This is a genomic window from Bradyrhizobium elkanii USDA 76 (assembly GCF_023278185.1).
Lineage (GTDB): Bacteria > Pseudomonadota > Alphaproteobacteria > Rhizobiales > Xanthobacteraceae > Bradyrhizobium > Bradyrhizobium elkanii.
This window is the reverse complement of sequence record NZ_CP066356.1, coordinates 3,981,139-4,005,895: the sequence shown is the minus strand read 5'-3', so window position 1 is coordinate 4,005,895 and position 24,757 is coordinate 3,981,139. Positions and strand designations below refer to the sequence as shown.

The window sequence follows — 24,757 nt, the reverse complement described above, 5'->3', positions numbered from 1 at the left end:
ATTATCAATCCGTTGGGGCTTGCGAGTCCCGCGAGATACCTGTGGTCGGGGTGTGGATAGCGCACGCGATTAGCGACTGCGGACGAGAATTCTCTGTTTGTGCTGACGTGCATCGCCTACAGCTCGCCGACGACGACATCATAAACGGGCGCGCCTAGGTCACCGAAAATTCGGATGCGGGCCATCAAGTACTCTTTGCCTATTGCGCTTGGACAACGCAGCAATCGAAGCTCAGTCAGGAACTTGCTGGGGGCAACTGGATTTGGGTTGCCTCCTACCAAGAAACCAAAATACCACGGCTCTTTGCCAACAATTGCTGGACCAATGATGGGTTTGAATTTGCCATCAGCAATCGCCACGGCATACGAGTAACCAATTTTCGCTAACATCTTCGAGAAGATCGTGGGGTGAAAATTGGCCATAGAATGAACTCTTGAAAGATCGGGCGTCGCGGCCTGCAGCGCGATCCCGGCCTCATTCCCAAGACCCAAAATAGCCCAACCGTGCTCGAAGGGGCGATCCTTTCTAGTTAGCGGCGTCTGGCCGCTTAAAATTGTCGGCTCATGAAAGGCGTACATCATTGCGGTGGTTAGGCGCTCGGCTGGTTTCGGCGCCGGATATGGTTTTAGGCGTCCGCCGACCATAGCAAACATAGGTCCGGGGGCATAAGCGTCTTTAGCTTTTCGTTTGCGGCGTTTGATATTCCGCAGCAAGCGCAAATCGCCGAACATCGTTCGCAAGCATTCACGCTCTATCTTACCGGTAATTCTTGCGCACGAAACGCAGCTTGCTTGTGGCAAAATATGCCTACCGCCAAGCCCGTATGGGATGATGTGCTCTTTTGTCAGGCGCACGCCACTGTCTCCGCAATAGATGCACCGACCGACCGCACCATATACAACGGTTTCCTCTTGCGGAGCGTCCCGCTCGTCTAGGATTGCTTTATCAGGTGGTTTAGCAGCGTCCGCCGCCATGTCAGGTAACTCTTTGAGCGAGCAAGAAAGGGCGGTCGATTGATCCTTTGCTGCCCTTCTTCTATTTCTTCCAATCCGTCTTAAAACCAAGAGCGCGGGTCATCGCGAACACATTGCAGCACTGCACTCCCATAGTAGAGCACACATCGGGAATTTTTCGATTTTGTCGCTTTTTGGCTGGAGCTGAAACTTCGTTTGATACGACGCAACGCTGGTCGCGCGCGGCCATCGCATAGGCGATTAGAAAGGGGTCACGACCCATCCGTAGCAACTCATCGTCCGTCAAATCGGGCGCATAGCCGATCTTTGTGCACCTCGCTACATGCGCCGGGTTAACCTGTTCGTCTAGCAGCAAATGCTTTTTGACGGAGCTGTCTGCAACCCATTTGTAGAGAATATCTTTATTACCGTCTTTGCCACCTACCTTGATCTCCTCGTAAATCTCAAACGGGATTTTCACGTCGCCGTTCTCGGCTTGATGTAAGAGCCAATCCCAAAATTGGGGAACGGTGTCGATTGGATAATATTGGTTGTGCGCAGTAATCAGCACGTTGGCATCAACGAGGTAGAGCGGCATGCAACCTCGTTACGCGGCTCGATTGCCGCTTGAAATGGGACTGAGAAGAGGTGCAACGCTGCGCGGCTTGACACCAAGGATGTTTCCGGCGCGGGTCGGCGTGAGGACGCCGCTATCTAATGCACGGCTCACAGTTTGAATTAGTGCATTCCCCAAGCGATGGCGCCGAACGACGTAGTAGTTTGGGCCGTCCTTATCCTTGTCGCGCTCGCGCTGGGCGGCCCTGCCCTTACGCCAGTTGGCCAAAAATATGCCAGTGAGCGCACGCCAATTATCTTCCGTGAGAAGCGAGGCTCGATACAATCGGTAGGCAACCATAGTTCGGCTGACATGATTTTCGTCAGCAAATCTTCCTATCAGTTCGATTGCCGTCTCGGTCGGTGTTCGCCGCGTGACTCCCACGCTTGCAAGCTCATGCGCAGGAAGCAAAAAGGAAGCTGCAACGTCATTGCAGAATTGTTCGATCCGCAGATCGGGCGAACGCCCGCTAACGCCAGATTGGCCGAGCCATAGGTGCGCCAGTTCGTGCAAGAGAGTGAAGGACCAAGCAGTAACCCTGTCTTGATCGTTGATCACGACAAAGGGTGCAACCGGGTCAGCAAGCGCGAAGCCCCGAAAAGCTTCAACGTCAATTGCGGTATGGTGGCTTCCCAGATTGCCGAGCAGCAAAACGAAAATGCCCACAGCTTCGGCTTGCGAGCGAAGCAAGGCAAACGCCTTCTCTGGCGACGATTGACGGCGGTAAGAGGAAAGATCGAGCTTGAGCGTACTTTTTATGGAGGCCAAGACTGCATCAGTACCATCTGAAACCCTCATGGAGCCAATGAAGAGGAGCGGCTGATTGTCCTCGTCGTCAATGAGCAGATCGCGGATGGCATCTTGCCTCGCCCGGACGTCGCGAAGCAGTGCATCAACCAGCGCCTCCGAGCCGGTTTGCCTATCGGGAATGCTGCGGAAATCCTCACCCCGGTCACCCTTTGCAGGCGGCGCATCTAAATAGAATGCGAGCAAGGGCCGATGGTATTTTTCTGCCATCTTGGAGATCAGGGCACGACTCGGTGCCGCCCTGCCCTCTTCGAGGGCCGCCAGTCGCTCGACGGCTCGCTCTTTCCTTGTGTCCTTCAAGCCAATTGCCGCAGCCGCACGGCCAAGCGAAAGCCCCGCCGTTTCACGCGCCCAACGCAATATCTCTGGTTTGACCTCAGGCATGGCGTTTTCTAAAACATGCGGCGTCGGTATACCGACACATGATCTTTAGCGTCTAAGTTGCTAAATTACCTTATACGAGGCGCACGGGCCCCTGAACAAGCCCGGCGTTCAGCCAGAAAATCCTTCAACTCGTTGAGCCAATCACCCTGTACGACTTCGCCTGCTTGCGACGCGGCTGTTGCGCTGGCTCGTGCCTGTTCAATGCTCGCATAACGCCGATCCGCGCCAGCATCGTCGGGCCGCCGCGCGCCACCAGCATCAGCGCCTCGATCGCAGCCTGCCATTCCAGCGCATCCTGCTCGGACTTCGGCAACTCGGTGATGTAGGTCGCTGCATCGTGCAGCGTGATCAGCTTCCGGCCATTTGGGAGGATGATTGGATCATCGAAAGGTCGTCGCCATCCCGTCAATGACGCCAGCCCTCCTTATCGAACTCTGTTCTAAATCCCTTCGGAGGTCGCGGTGGATTGTCCTCGTCGCTCGGGTTGCACTGAGGGCACGGAGCGCCAGCCCCACCGCATGAGCAGGCACAGTTACCCATCCATGCCCGCTCAGGGTGGCTCTCGCAGACCCAACCGCAGTCGTCGCATGCCGGACACTTCATCGCAGCGATCCTCCCCATCAAGGTCTATACTGATCGGGTTCGGACGTAGCTATCCGGATCGGCTCTGATCTCGCCTCCCTTTCTTCCGCATGCGGTGCATCTGAAGCTTGGCTCTACATCAGAGAGCCTGACGTGATCAGGCCATATGTCAGCGCTGATCCGCACGTTATGGCTGCATGAGTAGTCGCGGCAATAGACGATGATCCCGCGATAGCCCTGCTCGCGCAGCTCTCCGAACGTGATCTTGACCGGGTATGCCTCTGCCATTGGTGCGCCCAATGCGCTGCAATTGATCCTGCTGAAAATTAGAAAAAAGGCGGCCCGACCTTGGGGTAGTCTGGGGTCGGCCGGGCCGTCAAGCCATGCCGAAAGTGTGAGTTTCCGGCTACTCCATCAGCGATTCAGATTCGGGCATCACGAGGGCGCGCAATTCGATGTCGGCGGTTGTGATCATTTTGCCGACTCCGCCAGCTTCAGTATTTCGGCGACGATTTTACGCCGCTCCGCTGTGTCGTTTGATCGATTGAACTTATCTACCAGCACTTGGAAGGTTGTTCTGATCAGCGCGTCATCAAGCACGACCGGCAATTTATCCACGGCATCGAATCCGGCAGCAGCCGCCTCCTCAAACCCAGCCGCGAATGCCTTCTTAAAGGCCTCGCGATCGTGCAGAAGATGCGCGATCTTCGGCTCAATGGACGCGCTGAAGGCATGTCCGAAAACAAGAAACATACTCATGCCGCCACCGCCGTTTCAGCCTCTTGAACGACGCAAAGAAACACGCGGGCCCGTGCGTGGTACGATGACTGATTTGGGCGATACGAGGGCGCGGTCCCGTCCGGGACTGGCTGAGGGTTCATGGCCGGGACCGCGCTGCCTCGCCGCTGCTGGCATCACGACCGTTGTTCGCCTTCATGGCCTCGCTCGGGCCGGATGGTGGCTCGATCTTGGTTGTCCGCGATATTCAAGCCGGGAGAATTGCGGGCGGAAGGTGGCCGCCCGGCGAAGTGCGCGGTCCCTGATCTCCGGGGCTGGCGGATGAACCATCAGGGACCGCGCGCCGCGCTGGCTAGTCCCATAAGCCGTGAACAGCGGGAAACGTTCCGGCCAGACCCTTGGGCACGAACGCCGCTAGTCCCCGGCTACCGGGTTCCCGCTACTACAGGCTCCCAATCCTTCCACCATCCTTCCACCATTCGAGGCGATCGGATGACGTGGAAGGCAAGCGTCGTAAGTGATTGATTTGATTGGTGGGGGAGGCAGGACTCGAACCTGCGAAGCCATGAGGCGGCTGATTTACAGTCAGCTCCCTTTGCCACTCGGGACACTCCCCCGTCCAACAGCATCAGACCGGCCGCGCGAGTGGCGGCGGACCGGGTCATCGAAATGACGCTGATAACCGGCCGACCCGAAGCGGGTGCGCGGTCGGGCGCGTTTATGGGGGAAGGCGGTCCCCAAAGTCAACCAAGCCAGCCATCTAATTGGGATACTTTTGCAGGCTCGGGCGATCTCTGTTCCAAAGTCGTGAGTCTTGCGGCTAGATTCTTGTTTTGTCGCGTTTTCTTCACGCGAACCGGCCCCCACTTCGCTCGAAAACGCTGTGTAAAATTGCCAATATTCGGGAGCCGTGACACAAGCCTCACATGAGCGACCGCGACCGCAAACCCAATTTCCGAGGCAAGGGCGGTAAACCCTTCCAAAAAGGGCCGAAATTCGGCCGTCCGCCGGCCCGGCGGGAACGCGAATCCGGTTCCGACGGGCCGGTGATTCTGTACGGCTGGCACACGGTGTCGGCCGCGCTTGCCAACCCCGACCGCCATATCCGCAAGCTTTACCTCACCGAGAACGCGGCCAAGCGCCTCGCCGACGAAAACATCGCGACCCGCGTCGCCCCCGAGATCGTCCGGCCGAGCGAGATCGACCGGCGCCTCACCCCCGATGCGGTGCATCAGGGCCTCCTGGCGGAGGCCGATCCCCTGCCCTCGCCCGGCATCGACACGCTGGCGCTGGAGGGCATCGTGCTGGTGCTCGACCAGATCACCGATCCGCACAATGTCGGCGCCATCCTGCGCTCGGCCGCGGCGTTCGCGGTGAAGGCGATCGTCACCACCGCCCGCCACAGCCCGGAGGCGACCGGCGTGCTGGCGAAGTCCGCCTCCGGCGCGCTCGAACTGGTGCCTGTCGTCACCGTGCAGAACCTTGCGCGCGCGCTGAACGAGTTGAACGAGCGCGGCTTCCAGACCGTCGGCCTCGACAGCGAGGGCACCGAGGATCTCGGCAAGGCCGCGCTGCAAGCGCCGCTCGCGCTGGTGCTCGGCGCCGAAGGCAAGGGCTTGCGGCAATTGACGCGCGAGACCTGCCGCCTCGTCGCCCGCCTCGACATGCCCGGCGAGATCAAGAGCCTCAACGTGTCGAACGCCTGTGTGCTCGCGCTCTATATCGGCGCCAGCCGGCTCGGGCTGATGTGAACGACAAACGCCCGCTCGCGTGACGCGAACGGGCGCTGATCTCTCGAACTGACGATCGGATCAGTAGTAGCGGCGCAGCACCGGATGGCCGTAGCGGCCGTAGCGATAGCCGTAGTGCGAACGATAGCCGTAGTGATGGCGGTAGCCGTAGTGACGGTAGCCGTAGCGGCGATAGCCGTAATACGGGCGGCCGTAGCCTTCGCGGTAGTACGGGCGCGGTGCCCAGTTGCCCGGACCGGTGTAGGTAGGTCCCTGGTTGACGTAATAGTACTGCTGCGCCGCGCTGGGATAAGCGGCATCCGGGTCGGGCAGACGTTCGACGGCGCCGTAACCGTAGCCGTAGCCGTAACCCCCGCAACCACCGCAGCCGTAATTCACGACGGGCGCGGAATAGCCGCAAGGGTTGAATCCGCACGCCATTGCGGGCGCGCTCAGCATGACGGCCACCGCCGCAATCAGTCCTTTGATCATTTGACGCATTACTCTCTCCTGTAGGTCTCTCTGTTCGTCGCGTAGCTCTTGATGGCTATTCAGGACCCCCGTTTCGCGGGGCTCTTGATTTCGGGCAGTCGATTTCAGAATCCTCTGGGTCGCGGTGGCCGCGGGAACGGGCGCGGCAGCGGCCGCGGCCCGTTGAACTCCGGCGCGTAGATCACCGGCGGCGGATCGACCGGCACGTTGGACTGTGCCGGCAGCGGCGCCGATTCCGCGCCCCACGATTGATGATAGCTCTCGGCCGGCTTGGGCAGGCGGCGGTTGGCCGGCGGCTCGATCTCGAGGCGGCCGTAACCCGGCATGCGGCCAAGGCTCGGATAATAGTGGCCGACATTCGGCTGGGGATCGATCGGGCGGCCGCCATAGACGGTCGGCACCATCGACTCGTTGCGGGCGAGCCCCATCGCGCTTTCGACCACGGCATAGGAGGCGTCGACGCCGTTAATGATGATCGGCACGCCGGGCCGCACCGGCACGACAATGTCGAAGCCGCCGCCGGCCAGCGCCGTCGAGGTCATCGCAGCCAATATCGCCAGCGCAAGACTTGCGCGCATGTTCACCCAGCGTCCCGAATTGTTCCACCACAACCTAATCCAACGGCTCGGCGGAAGGGTTAAGGACGCCGGCCAAACTGCCGGTAAGCCTAACGCGTAAGCATCGGCATCCGGTCAATGCGGCCGTGCGGAATCAGAAATCGTTAACGGGCGCCCGGAAGCCGCCTACCCGTCAGGTGAAGGCGTTCTCGACGATCGAGTGGACGCCGATCGCGATCGTGACCGCGCCGACCGCCGTTTGCAGGCCGTGATTGGCCCAGGTCAGCCAGCGCGCCGAGGCTGCGAGCGGCACCGCGATCACGCTGGACAGCACGCCCATGCCGATCATCGAGCCGATGCCGAACAGCGCGACATAGCCGAGCCCGATCACTGGACTTGGGGCCTGCGACACCGTCAGCACCAACAGCGCCGCCGAGCCGGCCATGCCGTGCATCAGGCCGACCAGGAGCGTGCGCCAGCGGAAGCCGTGCGCATGGCTGTGCGCGGCGCGGACGTGCGGCACGGTGGACGCAAGCGCCACGGTGGACGCACGCGCTACGGTGGACGTAACCGCCACGGTGGACGTAGCCGCCACGGCTTCACCGGCATGGCTGTGGGCGTGGAAATGCGTGGTGCCGTCGCCATGCGAATGGGTGTGGAAGTGCACGCGGTCGCGCCACAGCCGCCACCACACATGCGCGCCGAGGCCGACCAGCATGATGCCGACCGCGGTCTCGATCGGCTGCGATACCGTCTCGGGAATCGCGCGCCCGAGCAGGATCGCGGCGCCGGCAAAGATGAACAAAGTGAGCGTGTGGCCAAGCCCCCAGGTCAGCCCGTGCTTGACGATGTCACCGACATGGGTGCGGCGGGCCGCGATGCTCGATACCGCCGCGATATGATCCGGCTCCAGCGCATGCTGCATGCCGAGCAGAAAGCCAAGACTCAAGATTCCGAACATCAATCCCCCGCGTCGGCACCGACACCAGTTCGTTCACCGCTGTACACGCAATTCTCGTCGAAGGCAGCGTGCTCCGGAACGCATCATGCGCACGAGCCTGCGGAACTTCACACTGGTTTGAACGCAGGGCAAGGCCGCGGCGGAACGAGCGCTGCACGGCGAAATTAGCCGTCCACCACGACGAGAGGAGGCCTTGCATGACACACTTCAGAATCCTCGGCGCAGCAGCCCTGCTCGCCTCGGCACTGGCGAGCCCGGCGATGGCGCAACAGACGATCGGCACCGCCGCGCGCTGCTCGAATGCCTGGCCGGACGCCCGATGCCAGGCGATGGCACCAGGCACCCGCGCCGCCTATCACCAGCGCATCGATCGGCGGGACCGCGACTGGCAGAGCAGCTACAACCGCTATGACCCCGGCCCGTTCGCGCCTGTCGACGCCGCGGCCCGCGTGGCCGGTGGCGTCGTCGGCGGCGCGGTCGGCACGGCGGCTGCGGTCGCCACCGCCCCGTTTGGCGGCCCCGACTATGCCCGCACCCCGATCGGCGGCGCCGAATATGCCCGGCAGAACGGCTTTGTCTGCACCCCCGGCACCTGGTTCCGCGGCAGCGACGGCCGACGGCATCCGTGCCAGTAGCTCAGCTGACAGGCCGACGGCGCAAAAGGCGGCCTGCGGGCCGCCTTTTGCTGTCGGGCCGATCCGGGGGCGCGATCGCTTCTCGCCTGCTCGGTTCAAGCCTTGGTTCTGGCTCTGGCGCGCCAAGTCTGCTATGCGAGCGCGCAAATCATTGCCAATTCGCCGGCTTAGCTCAGCGGTAGAGCAGCAGTTTTGTAAACTGAAGGTCGGGGGTTCAATCCCCTCAGCCGGCACCATTTGGCTTGGATTTCCGCCATCCTGGCCGCCGCGACCCAGCTTCAGTCTGCCGAGATCGACCGCCGGCCACGGCAGCCCCGCCAGCTCGCAGGCGAATAGGGCAGTTCCGAGCATGGGGAAGCGTGCTTCGACGCTGCAGAGCTGTCCGGAGCACGCTTCTTCGATGCCGACGCCGAAGCAGTCCGCTGCTGCAAATCCTTCGATGACCCCGTGAACGCCGACCGTCCTGCGGCCGATGCTGCCTTCAAACCGAAGTGCCTGGGCATCGCGTCCTCCATCCAGATATGCGCGGCTTTGCGCCGCGCGTCTTTCCCGGCTGCGATTCGAACACGTCGTCGCGATTCAATCAAAGCGCTTCGCTTGATTGCCCGCAATGTGCAGAGCGAGCCGTATTATTCCGGTGGTCGGGAGTGCAACATCGTCGATCGCGTTCACCGATAGCCAATGCAACGACCTCGGCGCGCCGCAATGTTTTGCATGAAGCCCTGCAAGAACGTTGAGTCCCCTCGCAACGACCACTTGTGATTTCCACCGGCACGACGAAGAACGGCACTCGGTTCGTCTGCACCCAACGCTAAGCACATCGATGGGACGACAGGAACCGCCACATCGACTGGTCGTGAAGCGCTGAGGTAGTTCGCCCCTTCCGAACCGACGCTGCGCCGCAGGGCCGGTTCGGAAAGCCGCTGCGACACCTCCCTGGCAGGAATCGTGGGATCCTTCCCGTAGGATCACCCATCCCTCGCCTTGCTTCTGTTCTTGCGGCCCCAAACGGGGTATGCAGAATGCGGGGTGGGACTCAGCCAATGACCTATTTGATCCTTGCCCGAGATGGCACCAGCCAAATCGTGCTGAAGCGCGACAGCGAAGACGCGGCCGAGAAGAAGGCACGCGAGCTGAAGGAGATGGGCTGGTTCGAAGTCGAGGTCCGCGAGGACAAGACGCGGCCCGCCGCGGCGGCTCCGCCGGCGGATCGCCCACCGACGCTGCAATGACACCTTAATGAACCTTTGCCGGGTGGCCCTTACAGATATGTGAGGAGCCGCCACCATGTCCGACACAGCACATTACCGCTTCCAATCCGATCAGGCGCGACGGCTGGCCCGGCAGGTGACCGACGCCGCGGTGCGCGAGAAGCTGCTCGAAATGGCCGAGGAATATGGCCGCTACGCCGACCTGATCGAGGCGCGCAGCACCGAGCAGGTACCCGCCGCGGTAACGGCCCATTAGGCCGAACCCTGCCCCGTTCCTGCCGGCACACCGGTTCGTCCTCTCCTGATGCTCGTTCTTAAGATGCGACGAAATCCGCGCGAAAACGTCTGAGGATTTGTTCGGAACGTTATGCCCGCTCACGCGATTTTCCTCGTATGAGGGTCCGCGAATCCAACCGCAATCTGCTGCTCCTGGGCACGTTCACGCTGCTCAGCGTGGCCGCGGCCGGCCTCGTCGCCCTGCTCGATCAGGCGCCCGCGCCGGCGAACCCCGCGCCTCGGCCGGCCGCGAATCAAGCGTCGGCGCCGAATCAGGGACTGGCCCAGACCCCGGTCCGGATCGTCGGTATCCCGTTCGTCCCGAACACCAATCCCCGTCAGCGCTGACCCGTCCGCGCCCGGCACGTGTCACAATTATGTCACCGCGCCTACCAAACAGTCGTCTTCGTCAACCATCATGATGGCGAGCGCTTGATTCCGCGCGGTTGCTTTGCTGGAATCCGCGCGCTCAGGGTGCGCCATGAAGTGGATGAAGGAACGCGATCTCCTGATCGCGCAGACAATGGCCTTCGTACAGTCGGTGAAGGGCAAGCTGCCCGACGCCGAGCTGCCGGCGCCTGCCCGGCAGACGGCGCCGCCTGCGGCCCAGCCGACCGCCACGCCGCCTGCCGCTACACCTGCCCCCGCCGCGTTGCCAACCGCCGCTGAACAGGCCTTGGCCGAGGCGATCGCCACGTTCAGCGTCAAGCCTGCGGCCGAGGTGCGGGCTGCGGTGGTGCCGCCTCCGCTTCCGGTGCCGACCGTGATCGAGGGCCTGCCCCCCGCTCCGTCGCCCTTGGCGGTGACGGTCGTCGAAGTCCCGCCTCAGCCGGCGCAGCTGCCGCATTTTGCCAGGCTCGACATCAGCGGCGACTTCGGATCCGAGGTGCGGGAACGGGTTGCCAATTTCCGCGCCCAGCAGCAGCGCTTCCTGAAGGAGCGCGAGGAATACTGCACCACGACCATGGCCAAGGTCCGCGCCGCGATCAACGAGCTGCCGCGCTCGGGCAAGTAGCGCAGCCCCATTAGACTCCGGAGCGTGCGTTGGGCATCAGCCGCGCGCGCCCGATTTTACCGGTTCGGTCAGAAAGCGTCCGCCCGATCGCGTCAGCGCCGGATCTTCCACTGCGTCGAGGACAGGCTGCTTCCCCTCCAGCATGGATCGCAAACCGGCGATCGCCTTGGTCATGCGTTCGGTGTATTTGGCTGCGGCGCCGTCGACGAACTCTCGATCCTTTGGCTTAGGCTTGGCGACCCGCAGCTCCAGATGCGTCATTCCGTCTGGACCGTCCAGAACGGCGCGAGTCATCACGATCCGCGGCGCGCCGGGAATTGGAAGCGTAATGCCCACCGTAAAATAATCGGTCGGGCGCCAATCGAGCATCTCCTCAACGACGGTATGGTTGCCGTGCATACAGTGGTTCTTGGTGCCGAGACCGCGTCGTCCCTTGCCGGAATCCTCGACGATGGCGTCGGCGTCCCACCATTTCTGCCATTGCCCGGGCACGGTGAAAAACTCCCACACCGTCTGCCGCGGCGCGGCGATGTCGAATTCCAGTATGGCGTAGGCATCGTCGCGCGTCACCTGCATCCGGGTTTGCGCGTCTTCCTGCCGCCACGCCGCCTCGAGATCGCGCGCCCACAGCGTCACGTCGCCGATGACGTCGATGGTTTCGTGATGCGCGATGAGACCCTGCGCGACCGGATCGACGCCCATCGCGCGGATGGCCGCGTCGCTGTAGAGCGCATACGCGCGCCCGCCGATCTTCTCACCAACCGTGTTCTTGAGCAGCCGGTGAACCAGAATGACGTCGCGCCCGGCGAGTTCCTCTCTCCCGCCCATCTTCTGCTTCACCATCTCGCCATGATGAATAACGAACTTGAAATCGAGATCGCCCATCGCGACGCAGGCTTGACACTCGCAAGTCGAGGCCTGGCGCACACTGCGCAGGCGCCGCCGGAATTTGAAATAGGCGCCCTCGATCGCGTCCTGCAGCAGCGAGCCGTCGATCTTTTCGGCGGTGGTGTAGACGAACGCGGCGTCGCCTTCGAACTTGGCGAGGCGGAATGGCGGGCGCAGCGCTTTCACCACCGTATCCATGAAATCGGCGATGATGTCCTGCGCATGGTCGAGCTCGACCGCCGCGAGGAAGTTGGTATAGCCGGAGATATCGGCAATCGCGAAATAGGCCGCTTCAGCCTTCGGAAGCATGGGGACCTCCTGCGCAACCGGTTCACGCCCAATCGTGCGGACGCGCAGTCTGTCATACCGCACCGCCCGCAGTCGAGGATCAAAGCAACCGCCCTGCGCTCGCAAGCATCTGCCTCTAGCGGCCGCCGATCTGCTCCAGCACCGGCAGCAGATGCTTGAGAAACTCGCCCGGATTCTCGCTCATCGGGAAATGGCCGAGGCCCTTCATGATGGTGACCTCGGCTCCGGCGATGCTGTTCGCCACCGCCAGCGTCTCTTCCGGGGTGCAGGAATAATCGTACTCGCCCGACAGCAGGAACAGCGGGCAACGTCTCGTGTCGATCTCGGCGACGCGGGCGCGGATGTCGCCGTCGATCTTGTAGAAATAGAGGTCGCCCTTGAACACGCCGGGCCCGCCCTGCATGTAGTGCCACAGCGTCTCCCACCGCTCCTTGTCGGGCGCGTCGGGGCCGACGAGGCCCGAGACGATGGCGGCGGCGACCTCGCCGCCATGCACGTCCGGCCGGTGCAGGAAATTCAGGTCGTAATAGGGATCGACATGCGCGCCGGCCTGCAGGCCGATGATGGCGCGGAAACGTTCGGGATGCTCCAGCGCGAGATGCAGCGCGATCCGGCCGCCGATCGAGCAGCCGATCACGATCGGCCTGTCGAGGTCGAGCGCGTCCATCACCGCGAGGATCATGGTCGTGTATTGCGCGGAGGTGAGCTGGTACTCCTCGTCGTGCCAGCCCTGCGGCGGCGACGACTTGCCGTGCCAGGGCATGTCGAAGGCGATGACGCGGTGGTTGCGCGTGACCCGCGCATCGTTCATCAGGCCGCGATATTGCCGCCCGTCCGCCCCTGCGGTGTGCAGGCAGAGCAGCGGCGTGCCCTCGCCCGCCTCCTCGACATAGACGCGGTGGGCCCGGCCGAACAGCTCCAGATGCATGTAACGGCCGACGATCGGTTCGAATCTCGCGCTCATGCGGCCACTCCCTCGCGGCGCAGCTTGCCCAGCGCCTCCTTGAAGTAGCGCAGGTTCGCCATGAAGATCTGCAGCTCGCCCTCGGCCTTCAGCACGCGGCGCTTGATCAGCGCCATCAGGTCGTTCGAGCCCGGCGGCGGCCGCTCTTCGCAGAACCGGTCCCACTCCGCCTGCGAGGTGCGCAGCGCGAACGACGACGACGGCATCACGAACGGGCCCTTCGTGACCGCGACGATGCGGCCCTCATGGATCGCGATCAGCCAGGCGGCGGCGCCGATCTCGAGCAGGAATGTCGTGGTGAGGTAGCGGCCGCGCCGCACCAGGCCAGCGTCGCCGTTGACCCGTTCCTTCAGCGTGTCGATCATATCGGCTCCCCCGATCGCGGCCCGTCCGCGCAGGGCGCAGCGGGCGCTTGTTCTGCCGGCAATGATGGGAGGAATGCAGGTGCCGTCAATCGCCAGCGGCGCCGCGCGGCTCCGGCGATTTCGCGTGGCCGCCACATACGAATTTTGGCGAGAGCCGGGAGATCTAGAGCCAGGATATCTAGAGCCAGGACCAGACCAGCGCCACGTTGGCGGCGCAGGCCGCGAGCAGCGCAACCGCAAGCGCGAGCTGCACGCGTTCGTAGGGGGGCTGGTGGATCGCTCTCATGGACCGAAGCATCCGGCGATTCTAGCCGGCGAGTCCCGGGGATTCTTTTTTCCGGGGTTTACCACCCGTTAAGGACTCAAGGCCCTTCCGCGAAAGGGCCGAAATGACTCATATTTTCAGATGCTTGCCGCAGATGCTCGCTCACGGTTCCGTGACCGGAACGGCGATATTGCCTGAAACCCAAAACGGGGGCTGGCGTTGTCGGTTGTTTGGGGAACGACGAATGCCGTACGCGCTGTTTTATCAGGACGCCAAACTGAGCAAGGCCTACCCGACCGAGGCGGATGTCTGGACGCTGGCCAGGAAATCCGGCCTGGTGGTGGATGCCATTTCCGAGGAGAAGTCCGCGCCCCGCCCGGTGCTGGATAACGACTACGAGATCCGGCCCTGTCAGCTCGAGCCGAACGAGGATCCGGCCAAGAACAAGGCCGATGCCGATCGCGAAGCGCGCCTGGAGCCGCGGTTGAACTGATCAGACGGTAGGCTGGCCGGCGCGCAGCGGCGGACCGGGGATGCAATGGGTGCGGTCGCCCCGCGCCTACGGCGTTGCCGTCGCCAGCGAGGCCTGTTCGGCGGCGAGCGAAACGCAAATCTTCCGCCGATGCAGACCGCGGATCGCGCCGGTCACCTTGAGCACCTTGCCAGCCGAGCAGGACGCGTCCTGCACGAATACGACCTCATAAGGCGCGAGCGCCAGGGGTTCGGATTTGAGGATAGTCTGGGCAAGGCACGGCACGGAGACCGCAGAGAGGATCAGCCCTAACGCAAAACTACGCATGTTCGTTTGTCCACCAGCCCGGCGACCGCATAATAGCGCAGCACGATGAAAGTTCCGTGCCATGCAGGAATTATTTTTTGCATTGCACGATCAGGCGTGAACATCAGCTGAATGAGACAGCGTCCGGCAAACAAAAAGGCCGACCCTAAGGCCGGCCTTTTCATTGATGCGATGAAGCCGCGATCAGTAGCGGGAGCCGACCGGGCCACCCCAGCCGAAGCGGTAGTTGACCCCGAGCTTGACGGTGTGCTCGTCGTTCCGGAAGCTCGTGCCGACGAGGTCGGCCGGGCCGCTGGTGAAGTTGGTCTTGCCGAAATTGTAGTACTGGTATTCGGCCTTCGCCGACCAGTTCGGGGCGAACATGTATTCGAGGCCCGCGCCGACCGTATAGCCGTCCTTGTGGCCGCCATCGGTGGTGAAGGACGCCGGCACGCCGCCGACCGACGCGGTGATGTTGTTGTTGTCGCGCCAGGCATAACCGCCCTTGGCGTAGAGCAGCGCGGGACCCCAGGTGTAGCCAAGGCGGCCGGTCACCGAACCGATCTGGTCGGTGTTGCCGGTCACCAGCGTTCCGCCCGGGAGCAACACGCCATTGTTCGAGGAGCTGGGCAGCCAGGAATACTGCGCCTCGGCGCCCATCACCCAGTTCGGGGCGAACTGATAGTCGAAGCCGCCCTGCACGCCACCCATGAAGCGCGCGTCGCTGCCCATCAGGTTGTTGCCGTCGGTGAACGCGCCGCCGACATGGCCGCCGATATAGAAACCGGTCCAGTTGTAGACGACGGCGGGTGCGGTATAGGGCGGCGGTGCCTTGGTATAGGTGCGGGCCGGCATGTCAGCCGCAAACGCAGGGCCCGCAAGGGCGGCCAGCGCGACTGTGCCGAACAAAAACTTCTTCATTTCTGGTCCCCGTTACTAACGCTGCGCTGTTAAGCCAAACAACGTGACCTCAATTAGGTTGCTTTGGGGCAATGCCGCACCCGTGATGTTTCCGAGCTGTGACAGGGTCGCAACAACGCCCGTCTGTTCCCTGGCACAGAAGGTTTTTTTCACCGGTTAAGCAGCCGCATCTCGCCTGAATGTAAGTCGCAAACGGCTAAAGTGAAGTTCAACGCTCCCCGAAAAGTGATCGGAGTTCGCTAACGTTTCGATCAGGCTTGCGACAAGCGGCCGCGCAGAAGCGCGGTCAGCACCTCACACTTTTCCGGATCATGCCCTAGCGCGACATCTTTTCCAGTTCCGGAAAAGCCGCATAGGACGCGCCGGCGCAGGGCTCGGCGGGGTTGTCGAGGATGCGGTCGAGCCGGCCGTCGACAAACAGGACACCGCGCTCCCGGGCCGGGCGGTAATTGCCGTCGGTATCCTTCGCGCTGTAGCGCAGGCACACGACGTAGCGCAGCCGGCCGCCGACCGTGCGCTGCGCCGGCTCGGCGATAGCAGCCTCGCGGACCCCGACCGGATTGTTCAGGTAGGTCCGCATGAACGCGAGGATCTGGTCGCGGTAGCGGTCCGGGAACGGCTGGTTGGCGACGCCCCGATCGTCGGTGAAGGTGGTCGGCCCGCTGCCGTCATCGCTGGTAAGGCAGCCGGCGAGCGGAAGCGAGAGCAGCAGGATGGCTGCCAGTTGTGATGAAATCCGCAAACGACGCTGTTCCCTGAGTCCCCGGAGGCGTCTCATAAACTGCCGGGCGGCCGAAGGGAATTCGCAACTCGGTTATTCTTCGCCCGGGTTCACAACCGGAGCCGGACGCACTCCGGCCCGTCGCCATTGGGGAAGCAATGGACGACGGGCCGGTTCTGCATCCAAAAGGCGCAGCGGGGCAAATGTGGATCGAAACTACGCCCCTCGGATCAGATTCAACCGCGCTTGATCAGCCGCGTTTGGCCGGCGCGACGTGCTTGATCGCTACCTTCGCACGGACGTGCTTGGTCGCATGCTTCGGCGACTTCACATTCAGCATGCCCATGTGATTGTGGTGACGGTGATGACGATAGTGCTTGTGGTGCATCTTGGCGTTGGCGCTGCGCACCTTGGACGGCAGCTGCTCGCTCTTGATGACGGGGGCAGCCTTGGTCGCGGGGGCGGTCGTGGTCGCCGGCGCGGGCGTTGCGGCCTTGCCGGTCTCGGCGGCGAGCGCGGGCGCTGCGATCACGGACATGGCGAGCAGCGCGGCGGAAATCGTCTTCAGCATGATGGTCCTCCTCGTCGGGATCGAGAGGTTTCCGGCCGGATGGTCGGCCTCACCGATCAATGCACGTGACCTTAGGGGCCGCGCACTGAACCCGTTCTGAAGGACCCTGACGGACTTCATTCATGTGCATGACATCTCTGTCATGTTCTCCTCTACCGCCGGAAAAGCAGGATCACGCAATCGTGGGATCGGCCGGGAATGTTCTGCACCCCTGGGTGTTCAAGTCATCAGGCTTCGGTGTAGGATTACCGAGCACGATCAGGAACGATCAGGAGCAACCAGGAATGAGCAGGAAGACGAAGTTTTTGGGCCTCGCAGTGCTCTCGATGACGCTCGCCTCCGGGCCGGTCATCTCGGCCTATGCGGCGGGCAGCGACAATCCCTCGCCGCCGGCTTCCGACAGCGGCAGCAGCAAGGGCAAGAAGGCGAAGAAGGACAAGAGCTCCGCGATCGACGATCAGAAGTTCCTGGCCGGCTATCGCGCCGCCTACACCACGATCTACGACAAGCACGACTACACCGCCGCGATCGGGCAGCTGAAGGCGCTCGGCCAGGATGATCGTGCCGACGTCGCCAACCTGATCGGCTACTCCTATCGCAAGCTCGGCGACTACAAGGTCTCGCAGATCTGGTACGAGCGCGCGCTCAAGGCCGACCCGGCCCATGTGCGCACCTGGCAGTATTACGGCCTCTGGCAGGTCGAACAGGGCAACCGCGATCAGGCGCAATACCACCTGAATCGCATCGCCCAGCTCGCCGGCACCAACAGCGACGAATATCGCTCGCTCGCCGCGGCGCTGGAGAAGCCCCCGGGCACCGGCCTGGTTTACTGAGTTAAGGCAACCGCTTTCGAGCCGGCGTAGTCGCGACGACTGCGCCGGCTTTTTGCTGCGCTGTAGGATGGGTAGAGCGCAGCGAAACCCATAATGCTTCCGCGCGGATCAGAGGTGATGGGTATCGCTTCGCTCCACCCATCCCAAGGATCAGCATAATCGTTACGGATGGTGATTACGGATAATGCTCGAGGCGACGATCGGGCTTTTGCGGGCGGCTCGCCCCCACCGTGTTGCCCGCTGCGCCGGCATCCGGCTTTGCCGGACGCGCGGCCTTCTCCACCGGCGGCCCGCTGTCGCCGGTCTTCTTGGCGCTGTTCAGCGCCTGACCGGTGGTGGTCACATTGGCGGCCTGCCCGGCCCCCGCCGAGCCGGCCGAAGGGCCGGAGCTTTGTGCCAACACGGTTCCCGACAGCACCAATGCCGCCATCAGTATTGCCGCGTTGATTGTCATGAGGGGGCCTTCTGTGCGCGAATGATGCACAGCAACGCACCGCTGCCAAGGACGTTCCCCCGGAGCCATCATTTAAGGTAAATGCGCGGCAAATTTCTGCCCTGCCGCGGCCCGTCGCAGGAAGCACCGGGCGCTTGCGGCTTCATCAGCCATGCGCCGCTAACGGACTGCGGAGCGCCGCCTTGCGATATTCGGCCCATGCCTGCCGCAGGATTTGCACCGACGAGGTAAGGAATATCATCGCCATCACGGCGGCGACGGCAAGGTCAGGCCAGGCCGAGACCGATCCCCACACGCCGAGAGCCGCCGCCATCACGATGAGGTTTCCGATCGCGTCGTTGCGCGAGCAGAGCCAGACCGAGCGGACATTGGCATCGCCGTCCTTGTACGGCAGCAGAAGCAGAACCGAACCTAGATTGGCCGCGAGTGCCAACGTGCCGATGGCGCCCATCACCTCGGCCTTCGGCACGCCGAGCACGAACGTCTGGTAGACGGTCGAGCCGAACACCCACAGCGCCATCAGGCTCAGCGACGCGCCCTTCAGCAGCGCAGCGGAGGCACGCACACGCAGGCTGGCGCCGATCACCGCAAGGCTCAATCCATAGGTGAGCGTATCAGCAAGGAAGTCGAGCGCATCGGCCTTGAGCGCCTGCGATCCGGCAAGCTGACCCGCGATCATCTCGGTCAGGAACATCGCGCCATTGATGCCGATGACCGTCCAGAGCACGCGCCTGTAGCGTGGATCGAGACCGTCGAAGACGGGAACGCCGCCTGAGCAGCCGCACGAATCGACCGCGCGATCGCGGTCCCCTGCCCGCACACGAGCCTTGACCGGCAGCGTCAGCGGCGGTGGTGCGCAGCATTCGGTCGTCTTCTGCTCACAGCAATCGTTCATTGCTCGTCCTTCCAGACGACAGGATAAGGCCGACCACGTAACGCATTCAAGCCGATCCGTCTGGAACCGCTCTGCGGATCATGTGTCGCGGTCAAGGGCTGCCGGCTGGGTTCAGCCGACAGCCCAACCTGTTGATGCGGGCCGTCGCCTCACTTTGCCTTCTGGATCGCGGTGACGGTGTAGCCGCCGTCGCCCTCCTTGGCCTCGAACCGGACCTTGTCGCCGACCCTGACCTGCTTCAGCAGCGCCGGATCCTTGACCCGGTAGACCATCGTCATCGGCTCGTCCATGCCAAGGCTCCTGGCCGGGCCGTGCTTGAGCGTGATCTTCCCCGCGCCCTCGTCGATCTTCTTGACCTCGCCATCGATATCAGCGCCCTGCGCGAACGCCGCGCCCCAAGGCGCACTCAATGCCAACGCCAGCGCAAGCGAGGCCGCGCGCGCAATCCGGATGATCCTGTTCATGGTTGTTGTCCTTTCTTTCGTTGATGATTTCATTTCACGATGACGCGGCCGGTCATCCCGTAGTCGCGGTGATCCGGAATCAGGCAGGAATATTCGAACGTTCCGGCCTTGGTGAATTTCCAGACGATCTCCGCACTCTTCTTCGGTGCGAGGCGAACGCCGTTCGGATCGGCATGCTCCATATGCGGATGCTTCTTCATCACTTCGGCATGCTTCAAATTCTCTTCGGTGGTCGCGAGCAGGAATTCGTGATCCTCGGTGCCGGCATTGCGGATCACGAAGCGGATCTGTTCGCCACGCTTGACCTCGATGCGGAACGGCGTGAACTCCATCTCCTTCATCTCGACCTCGACCGTGCGCGAGGGCTTGCTCGGATCGCCGGGCTCGCCGGCCGAATAGGATTCGTGACCATGTTTTTCGTGACCGCGCGACGGCACTGCCGCGACCGACAGCGCGATCAGCGCGACGCCGATGCCGGTGAGTTGCTTCACTGGATTCTCCATTCTGTGTTTGATGCTTGTGGTTGGTGAGTGAGCCGGATCCGCTACATCTTCATTCCCTTCATCGATGGCTTGGCCTTTCGCCCGGGCGCCGCCGGCGGTTGGCGCGCGGGCTCGGCGGCGGGCGCCTCGACCTCATAGGCAACCGTGCCCGGCGGATATTTATAGGGACCGGGGTCGGCGTAATCGTCGCGGCCGAGCCCCTCGCGGATCTTCATCACCGTGAACATGCCGCCCATCTCGATCGGTCCGAATTGTCCGGTGCCGGTCATCATCGGCAGCGTGTTGTCGGGCGCGGGCATCTCCATGTTGCCCATCGCCATGCCGGTCGATCCCATCACCATCGCGTCGGGCGCGAGCTTGCCGACCGCCTTCGCCAGATCCTTTCGCGACACGCCGATGAAGTTGCGCATGTCGTGGCCCATCGCGTTCATGGTGTGGTGCGACTTGTGGCAGTGGAACGCCCAGTCGCCCGGATTGTCGGCGAGCATGTCGAACGCCCTGACCGCGCCGACCGGCACGTCGGTCGTGGTCTCCGGATATTGCGCCGACACCGGCACCCAGCCGCCGTCGGTGCAGGTCACCGCGAAATTGTGCCCGTGCACATGGATCGGATGGTTGGTCATGGTCAGGTTGCCGATCCGCACCCGGATCCTGTCGCCGAGCCGGATCGGCATCGGATCGATGCCGGGATAGACGCGGCTGTTCCAGGTCCACATGTTGAAGTCGGTCATCTCGTTGACCTTCGGCAGATAGGTGCCGGGGTCGATGAGGTAGCTGCTCATGATGAAGACGAAGTCGCGGTCCACGGGACGGAACGCCGGATCACGCGGGTGCACGATGAACATGCCCATCATGCCCATCGCCATCTGCACCATCTCGTCGGAATGCGGGTGGTACATGAAGGTCCCGCTGTGCTTCATCTCGAATTCGTAGACGAAGGTCTTGCCGGGCTTGATGTGCGGCTGGTTGAGCCCGCCGACGCCGTCCATGCCGCTGGGCACGATCATGCCGTGCCAGTGCACCGTGGTGTGCTCCGGCAGTCTGTTGGTGACGAAGATGCGGACCTTGTCGCCCTCGACCGCCTCGATGGTCGGCCCCGGCGCCTGGCCGTTATAGCCCCAGAGATTGCCCTTCATGCCGTCGGCGAATTCGCGCACCACGGGCTCGGCGACGAGATGGAATTCCTTCCAGTCGCCGTTCATCCGCCACGGCAGCGACCATCCGTTGAGCGTGACGACCGGCCGGTAGTCCGGCCCGCTGGTGGGATGCAGCGGCGGCTGCATCACCACCTTGTCCATGGTCGGTGCTTCGGGAATGGCGGCGGCCTGGACGCGGCCGCTCACCGCGCTGGCCGTGACCAGCGCCGCGCTGCCGAGAAATCCTCGTCGTGAAAACATGTGCTGCTCCATTCAATGACCGCCGCCGGCCGCGGGCTGCGCGACCGAGGCGATGGCGGATGGTGTCGATGCTGCGCCGGCCGAGCCGCCGCCGTTGATCGCGGTCTGCAGTTCGGATTGCGCCAGCAGGAAGTTGCGCTTGGCGTCGATCGCCGTGCGCAGCGAGGCGAGCCGCTGCCGCGCTTCGGTCAGCAGCGCGAACACGTCGACCTGCATGCTGGAGAAGCGCAGCTGCATCTCCTCGGTGATGATCTGCCGCAACGGCAGCACCTCGCGCTGGTAGTGGCGCGCGATGTCGTAGGTCGAGCGGTAGACGCGGTAGGCGTCGCGCGCCTCGGAACGGACGTTGATCGCCTTCTCGGTCAGGCGGTTCATCGCCTGGCGGTAGGTCTCCGCCGCCTGCCGTACTCGCACCTCGCCGCCGTCGAAGACCGGAATCTGGAACTGGACGTCGAAGCCGCGCTCGCTGAACGGCGGGGCTTCGGGATCGTGCGTCCGCTTGTCGATGCCGGCGACGTCGAGCAGCGTGACGAAGCGCGTCGCCTCGGTGAGATCGAGCGCCTTGGCGAGCGCGACGATTTCCATCCGTGCAATCTGCAGATCGACGCGGTGACCGACCGCGGCGATCTCGATCGACGGCTGCTGCAGCGGCTGCTTCGGCAGCGGCGGCAGCCGGTCCGGAATCCGGAAGCCGAGATCGCCGTCCCACAAGCCGAGCAGGCGCGCCAGCCGCTCGCGCGAACTCGCCGCATTCTGCCGCGCGCTGGCGAGGTCGGCGGTGATCTCGGCGTAGAACACCTGCTCGCGGGCCTGGTCGAGCTTGTTCATGCCGCCGGTCTCGCCGAGCTTCCTGGCGAGTTGCGCGGTCGACTCCGCGGTTGCCTTCGCATCCGTCAGCAGCGCGACCATCTCATTTGCCGCGACGGCCGCGACATGGCTGCGCCGCACCTCGGCGGCAAGCCGCAGGGTGGCGAGCGCGGCCTTGAGCTGCGCCTGGCGGAAGCGCTCGCGCGCGATCTCGGAGCGGACCGGCAGGGTCGCGAGCGCAAGGATGTCGCCGACCACTTGCCGCTCGACCTCGCTGGCACCGTTTCCGGCGATGCGGGAGATCGAGAAGGTCGGGTTCGGCGGCAGGCTGTCGGCGACGTAATCGGTCTCCGCCAGCGCCAGCTCGTTGTAGGCGGCTTGCAAGCCCTTGTTGTTCAGCAGCGCGACCTGCACGGCGGCATCCGCCGTCAAATTGCGTGCGAGCAGCCGTTTCACCGCGGCGTCGACGCTCGCGGCCCCCTCTCCGCTGCGAACGAAGGCGACGTCCTTGCCGATCGCCTGCGCGGTCACCTCGGAGACGACGCCCATACCGCTATCGGGCGAGAACGAGGCGCATCCCGCGAGCGCGGATGTCAGCAGCAGGATCGGCGCGATGGCCGGATATCGCATGGCGCCCTCCTAATGTTCGGACTTGGCCGGCGGGGTCACGCCGTCGTTGCGCTCGCGCCAGGGCTGCGGCGTCGACGGACGCAGGCTGCTGTAAGGCGCGATCGTCGAGCGGTAGCCAACGCTGGCCCTGCCCGCCGACGGATCCGCAGGATCGCCAGCAACGGCGACCGGCCGGCCGTCGGCCATGCAGCCGACGAGCGGCGCTGCCGCGACGACGGCGGCGGTCAGCCGCGATAACAGTATGGATTGCGCGCGCCGGCCAAGCCGGTTGCCAAGCCGGTTGGCCACGGCGGCGAGCCTCGCCCCGAGATGCGAAAACATGGATCTGTCCCGATCATCAAATGAATCACAGGCATGCGCACGCGAGCGCGCGGCGCAGCCACGATGTCAGCGAGAGATCAGGCGATGGGGGGACGATAGAGCCGCGCAGGCGCCTCGCTGCGCAGGCTCTGGAAGGCTTCAGCGAGACGGGTCGCGATCGGGTGCAAGGGACCGGCGACGAGCGGAAGATCGGCCGGCAGCGCCGATGCGCACATCAACGCGCAGCACGGTCCCGGCGCGGTCTTGCCGTCGTGGCTGTGCTTGACCGGTGGTTCAGCGCCATCGGCTGCGTGATGCATGTGCATGCCGCCGTGATCGTGGGCGGCATGATCGTGCGCGACGCCTTCGGCATGCGCCATCGGCGTCGACGCCGCGTGAACATGCGCGGCGGCAGCCGGCTGGACCTCATCGGTCAGGCACGGAAACGGCGCCCCGAATGCGAGCGCAAAGGACGGCGCGAGCACGCAAAACAGATAGGCCAGGATGATGGAACATCCCGCCCGTACCCGCCTTGTCCTCGTCAATCGCACCAACACCCGCGTCGCATCTCCAACCATCCGCAAGCTACCCGCAAATCAGCCTGCTGCAAATCGCCACCAGCTATATACCCCCGCCGGGTATCATTCAATCCGGTTCAAATCCACGAGCCGGCGTCATGTTTCTATCACATCCTTGCCGCTTGGTGTGACGCGCAGTTTCGAGTGACACTCCCGGGCTGATCCGGGATCAACCGGGATTGGCCGGGAAGTGGCGAGTTCTCAAAGGCTTGGCTGGCCACTGCGCGCATTTGGACGGGACGCGAGCGCGCAACTTCGAATGTCACCCGGCGGCGCGCCGCGCACGAAAATGCCAATCAATTCAGTCCGGCGAGGCCTAAGTGGGACTCAAACCGGCGTCCTCGCGAACGGGAGTCCCACCTAGGTCGGATGTTCAAGAAAGCCTTGCCGCGCAAAGGGTTTTTGACTTCGGGCGCACAGCAGACGCGTCGAAAGTGGGACTCCAAGTGGGACTCAATTTCGGTCGCTTTTGATAGGTAAGCGAGCTCGCTTGTCCCACTGCGTTGACGTCGAATTAGTCTCGCTGCTGACGTTTGCCATCATCGCGCCTTGCGCCGTTCTCGTCCCGCCTTGAGAAGGCGGTCGATGCGGACATGGATGCCCTTCGTGCTTTCGGCGGCGGCCAGCGAGCGGTGCTTAGATAGCGGATCAGGACGCGTGTTGTCCCACAGCACAAAGCGACCCTCGGCTATTCTTATCGCGTAGCGTGAGTCCGCAACCGGATCGCCAATTGATTTTTTCAATGCTGTTCTCCAATGAAAGAACACAGGAACGTCGATCCGCTTGCACGGTACCGGCGAAAAAAATTGTCTCGATTTCCTTGCCGAGGCGCGCTCCCTGACGGATGTTACAGAGCGCCACCGTTGCGGCTAGATTTGTTGAGGCCCTTTCACGTTTGCCAAGGCCGTAACCCGCAGTTCGCTTTCGTCGCGCTCACCCGTTGCGGCACAAGAAAGGATGTTCTGTGCAATCTGCAGACGGTTAGAGATCGTGAGCGTCATGGGTAATAATGAAGTTATCGCTTCCTCAAAAACTTTTCGGAAACTGGCAAGCTCTTCTGGTGAATAATTATTCATCCTGATCTCCCTCTCGCTACGCGCGTCTGCGTCAACCTCTCCGATTGCTCGCGTCCACCAATTGCGGCGAGCCGATTCCAT

34 protein-coding genes and 2 tRNA genes are annotated in these 24,757 nt (G+C 63.2%); 10 read left to right on the top strand and 26 right to left on the bottom strand.

Features of this window, described 5'->3' with window-relative positions:
- Positions 1–116 precede the first annotated feature (116 nt).
- From JEY66_RS19375 to JEY66_RS19345, 6 genes are all read right to left on the bottom strand, one after another.
- Entirely contained in the window at positions 117–974 is an 858-nt protein-coding gene (locus tag JEY66_RS19375) for an HNH endonuclease (RefSeq protein WP_129965122.1), read from the bottom strand.
- Positions 975–1,035: 61 nt separating this feature from the next.
- Positions 1,036–1,551, bottom strand: a complete 516-nt coding sequence (locus JEY66_RS19370; RefSeq protein WP_018272257.1) for a DUF4411 family protein — start codon at positions 1,549–1,551, stop codon at positions 1,036–1,038.
- 9 nt (positions 1,552–1,560) lie between these two features.
- Positions 1,561–2,760, bottom strand: a complete 1,200-nt coding sequence (locus JEY66_RS19365; RefSeq protein WP_018272258.1) for an XRE family transcriptional regulator — start codon at positions 2,758–2,760, stop codon at positions 1,561–1,563.
- Positions 2,761–2,884: 124 nt separating this feature from the next.
- On the bottom strand, positions 2,885–3,169 hold the full coding sequence (locus JEY66_RS19360) for a hypothetical protein (RefSeq protein ID WP_018272259.1): 285 nt from the start codon (positions 3,167–3,169) through the stop codon (positions 2,885–2,887).
- Positions 3,170–3,813: 644 nt separating this feature from the next.
- Positions 3,814–4,101 (bottom strand): hypothetical protein, encoded by a 288-nt coding sequence (locus JEY66_RS19350; RefSeq protein ID WP_018272260.1) that lies wholly within the window; start codon positions 4,099–4,101, stop codon positions 3,814–3,816.
- 510 nt (positions 4,102–4,611) lie between these two features.
- A tRNA-Tyr gene (locus JEY66_RS19345) sits at positions 4,612–4,697 on the bottom strand.
- A gap of 309 nt (positions 4,698–5,006) precedes the next feature.
- Here JEY66_RS19345 and rlmB point away from each other — a divergent pair.
- A complete protein-coding gene (gene rlmB, locus JEY66_RS19340; protein WP_018272261.1) occupies positions 5,007–5,831 on the top strand; it encodes a 23S rRNA (guanosine(2251)-2'-O)-methyltransferase RlmB in 825 nt (274 codons plus the stop codon).
- 60 nt (positions 5,832–5,891) lie between these two features.
- On the opposite strand, the gene JEY66_RS19335 is transcribed toward rlmB, so the two are convergent.
- From JEY66_RS19335 to JEY66_RS19325, 3 genes are all read right to left on the bottom strand, one after another.
- Entirely contained in the window at positions 5,892–6,311 is a 420-nt protein-coding gene (locus JEY66_RS19335; RefSeq protein ID WP_026192928.1) for a hypothetical protein, read from the bottom strand.
- Between the two features lie 95 nt (positions 6,312–6,406).
- Entirely contained in the window at positions 6,407–6,880 is a 474-nt protein-coding gene (locus tag JEY66_RS19330; protein WP_018272262.1) for a hypothetical protein, read from the bottom strand.
- Positions 6,881–7,052: 172 nt separating this feature from the next.
- Positions 7,053–7,820, bottom strand: a complete 768-nt coding sequence (locus tag JEY66_RS19325) for a sulfite exporter TauE/SafE family protein (RefSeq protein WP_016843376.1) — start codon at positions 7,818–7,820, stop codon at positions 7,053–7,055.
- A 197-nt stretch (positions 7,821–8,017) separates the two neighbouring features.
- On the opposite strand from JEY66_RS19325, the gene JEY66_RS19320 reads away from it, so the two are divergent.
- The 7 genes from JEY66_RS19320 (at position 8,018) to JEY66_RS19290 (ending at position 10,957) form a co-directional block, all read left to right on the top strand.
- Complete coding sequence (locus JEY66_RS19320) at positions 8,018–8,455, top strand: hypothetical protein (RefSeq protein ID WP_018272263.1); 438 nt, start codon at positions 8,018–8,020, stop codon at positions 8,453–8,455.
- 161 nt (positions 8,456–8,616) lie between these two features.
- A tRNA-Thr gene (locus JEY66_RS19315) sits at positions 8,617–8,691 on the top strand.
- Positions 8,692–8,902: 211 nt separating this feature from the next.
- Entirely contained in the window at positions 8,903–9,133 is a 231-nt protein-coding gene (locus JEY66_RS19310) for a hypothetical protein (protein WP_125459437.1), read from the top strand.
- 365 nt (positions 9,134–9,498) lie between these two features.
- A complete protein-coding gene (locus tag JEY66_RS19305; RefSeq protein WP_016843374.1) occupies positions 9,499–9,687 on the top strand; it encodes a hypothetical protein in 189 nt (62 codons plus the stop codon).
- Between the two features lie 55 nt (positions 9,688–9,742).
- The gene (locus tag JEY66_RS19300) at positions 9,743–9,922 is read left to right on the top strand and encodes a hypothetical protein (protein WP_016843373.1); all 180 of its coding nucleotides are present in this window, start codon (positions 9,743–9,745) and stop codon (positions 9,920–9,922) included.
- Between the two features lie 137 nt (positions 9,923–10,059).
- Positions 10,060–10,290, top strand: coding sequence for a hypothetical protein (locus tag JEY66_RS19295; RefSeq protein ID WP_016843372.1), 231 nt, complete (start codon positions 10,060–10,062; stop codon positions 10,288–10,290).
- A gap of 133 nt (positions 10,291–10,423) precedes the next feature.
- Complete coding sequence (locus JEY66_RS19290) at positions 10,424–10,957, top strand: hypothetical protein (protein WP_018272265.1); 534 nt, start codon at positions 10,424–10,426, stop codon at positions 10,955–10,957.
- Between the two features lie 36 nt (positions 10,958–10,993).
- Here the strand turns inward: JEY66_RS19290 and JEY66_RS19285 are convergent, their stop codons facing one another.
- The 3 genes from JEY66_RS19285 to JEY66_RS19275 all read right to left on the bottom strand — a co-directional run bounded on the left by JEY66_RS19285 (position 10,994) and on the right by JEY66_RS19275 (position 13,483).
- Positions 10,994–12,154, bottom strand: a complete 1,161-nt coding sequence (locus tag JEY66_RS19285) for a DUF2652 domain-containing protein (protein ID WP_016843370.1) — start codon at positions 12,152–12,154, stop codon at positions 10,994–10,996.
- A 115-nt stretch (positions 12,155–12,269) separates the two neighbouring features.
- A complete protein-coding gene (locus tag JEY66_RS19280; RefSeq protein WP_016843369.1) occupies positions 12,270–13,118 on the bottom strand; it encodes an alpha/beta fold hydrolase in 849 nt (282 codons plus the stop codon).
- Complete coding sequence (locus JEY66_RS19275) at positions 13,115–13,483, bottom strand: hypothetical protein (protein WP_063709307.1); 369 nt, start codon at positions 13,481–13,483, stop codon at positions 13,115–13,117. Before JEY66_RS19275 ends, JEY66_RS19280 begins: the two co-directional genes overlap by 4 nt.
- Before the next feature lie 509 nt (positions 13,484–13,992).
- On the opposite strand from JEY66_RS19275, the gene JEY66_RS19270 reads away from it, so the two are divergent.
- Entirely contained in the window at positions 13,993–14,241 is a 249-nt protein-coding gene (locus tag JEY66_RS19270) for a hypothetical protein (protein WP_016843366.1), read from the top strand.
- Positions 14,242–14,307: 66 nt separating this feature from the next.
- Here JEY66_RS19270 and JEY66_RS19265 read toward each other — a convergent pair whose 3' ends face one another.
- The 4 genes from JEY66_RS19265 to JEY66_RS19250 all read right to left on the bottom strand — a co-directional run bounded on the left by JEY66_RS19265 (position 14,308) and on the right by JEY66_RS19250 (position 16,739).
- The gene (locus tag JEY66_RS19265; RefSeq protein WP_026192929.1) at positions 14,308–14,547 is read right to left on the bottom strand and encodes a DUF6719 family protein; all 240 of its coding nucleotides are present in this window, start codon (positions 14,545–14,547) and stop codon (positions 14,308–14,310) included.
- A 183-nt stretch (positions 14,548–14,730) separates the two neighbouring features.
- Positions 14,731–15,447 (bottom strand): outer membrane protein, encoded by a 717-nt coding sequence (locus JEY66_RS19260; protein WP_016842362.1) that lies wholly within the window; start codon positions 15,445–15,447, stop codon positions 14,731–14,733.
- A 316-nt stretch (positions 15,448–15,763) separates the two neighbouring features.
- Positions 15,764–16,189 carry a hypothetical protein gene (locus tag JEY66_RS19255; protein WP_016842361.1) on the bottom strand — a complete coding sequence of 142 codons (426 nt, stop codon included), beginning with the start codon at positions 16,187–16,189 and terminating at the stop codon, positions 15,764–15,766.
- 229 nt (positions 16,190–16,418) lie between these two features.
- On the bottom strand, positions 16,419–16,739 hold the full coding sequence (locus JEY66_RS19250) for a His-rich protein BRANT (RefSeq protein ID WP_075968988.1): 321 nt from the start codon (positions 16,737–16,739) through the stop codon (positions 16,419–16,421).
- Positions 16,740–17,023: 284 nt separating this feature from the next.
- On the opposite strand from JEY66_RS19250, the gene JEY66_RS19245 reads away from it, so the two are divergent.
- Positions 17,024–17,572 (top strand): tetratricopeptide repeat protein, encoded by a 549-nt coding sequence (locus JEY66_RS19245; protein ID WP_016842359.1) that lies wholly within the window; start codon positions 17,024–17,026, stop codon positions 17,570–17,572.
- A 175-nt stretch (positions 17,573–17,747) separates the two neighbouring features.
- Here JEY66_RS19245 and JEY66_RS19240 read toward each other — a convergent pair whose 3' ends face one another.
- The 10 genes from JEY66_RS19240 to JEY66_RS19195 form a co-directional block, all read right to left on the bottom strand.
- On the bottom strand, positions 17,748–18,026 hold the full coding sequence (locus JEY66_RS19240; protein WP_018272266.1) for a hypothetical protein: 279 nt from the start codon (positions 18,024–18,026) through the stop codon (positions 17,748–17,750).
- A 145-nt stretch (positions 18,027–18,171) separates the two neighbouring features.
- Complete coding sequence (locus JEY66_RS19235) at positions 18,172–18,921, bottom strand: cation efflux transmembrane domain-containing protein (RefSeq protein ID WP_016842358.1); 750 nt, start codon at positions 18,919–18,921, stop codon at positions 18,172–18,174.
- Positions 18,922–19,070: 149 nt separating this feature from the next.
- A complete protein-coding gene (locus JEY66_RS19230; protein WP_016842357.1) occupies positions 19,071–19,385 on the bottom strand; it encodes a copper-binding protein in 315 nt (104 codons plus the stop codon).
- Between the two features lie 29 nt (positions 19,386–19,414).
- Positions 19,415–19,888 (bottom strand): cupredoxin domain-containing protein, encoded by a 474-nt coding sequence (locus JEY66_RS19225; RefSeq protein WP_016842356.1) that lies wholly within the window; start codon positions 19,886–19,888, stop codon positions 19,415–19,417.
- Between the two features lie 41 nt (positions 19,889–19,929).
- The gene (locus tag JEY66_RS19220; protein ID WP_026192930.1) at positions 19,930–21,285 is read right to left on the bottom strand and encodes a multicopper oxidase family protein; all 1,356 of its coding nucleotides are present in this window, start codon (positions 21,283–21,285) and stop codon (positions 19,930–19,932) included.
- A 12-nt stretch (positions 21,286–21,297) separates the two neighbouring features.
- On the bottom strand, positions 21,298–22,722 hold the full coding sequence (locus JEY66_RS19215; protein ID WP_018272267.1) for a TolC family protein: 1,425 nt from the start codon (positions 22,720–22,722) through the stop codon (positions 21,298–21,300).
- Between the two features lie 9 nt (positions 22,723–22,731).
- The gene (locus JEY66_RS19210) at positions 22,732–23,043 is read right to left on the bottom strand and encodes a hypothetical protein (protein ID WP_018272268.1); all 312 of its coding nucleotides are present in this window, start codon (positions 23,041–23,043) and stop codon (positions 22,732–22,734) included.
- Between the two features lie 77 nt (positions 23,044–23,120).
- Positions 23,121–23,573, bottom strand: a complete 453-nt coding sequence (locus JEY66_RS19205; protein ID WP_370143235.1) for a hypothetical protein — start codon at positions 23,571–23,573, stop codon at positions 23,121–23,123.
- A gap of 566 nt (positions 23,574–24,139) precedes the next feature.
- On the bottom strand, positions 24,140–24,367 hold the full coding sequence (locus JEY66_RS19200; RefSeq protein ID WP_157790980.1) for a hypothetical protein: 228 nt from the start codon (positions 24,365–24,367) through the stop codon (positions 24,140–24,142).
- Between the two features lie 102 nt (positions 24,368–24,469).
- The gene (locus JEY66_RS19195; protein ID WP_125459324.1) at positions 24,470–24,676 is read right to left on the bottom strand and encodes a hypothetical protein; all 207 of its coding nucleotides are present in this window, start codon (positions 24,674–24,676) and stop codon (positions 24,470–24,472) included.
- Positions 24,677–24,757: the final 81 nt, after the last annotated feature.